A 404-nucleotide genomic window follows, 5' to 3' on the forward strand; every position below is an offset into this window, starting at 1 on the left:
ATTGCTAGTAAATACTCAATATTTCCATTTGCCAACGCCATAGTTGAAGTACGTGGGGTGGCACCAGGCATATTTGGTACTGCATAATGAATTACGTCATGTTTAATAAATACAGGATTATCATGAGTTGTATAATGATCAATAGTTTCTACTGTACCACCTTGATCTATTGCGATATCCACAATGACACTTCCTGGCTTCATAGATTGAACCATATACTCTTTAACAATTTTAGGAGGGCGAGATCCTGGTATTAAAATTGTTGAAATAAATAAATCTGCTTCTTTAATCGTTCGTTCTAGATTTTCAGTATTAGATTCAATTATATTTACTTCTTCTGTTGCGTATTGCTTTCTTAAATATGCAATTCTTTCTTGATTAACCTCTAGGATTGTAACACTACA

General features: G+C 33.2%; 1 protein-coding gene. It reads right to left on the bottom strand.

The window, feature by feature from the left end; genetic code table 11:
- Window positions 1-404 (bottom strand): Rossmann-fold NAD(P)-binding domain-containing protein (locus QO049_RS30555; RefSeq protein ID WP_481748644.1); only part of this gene is annotated, 404 nt, incomplete at both ends.

This window comes from Bacillus sp. RB3, from assembly GCF_030164735.1.
Classification (GTDB): Bacteria; Bacillota; Bacilli; order Bacillales; family Bacillaceae_G; genus Bacillus_A; species Bacillus_A cereus.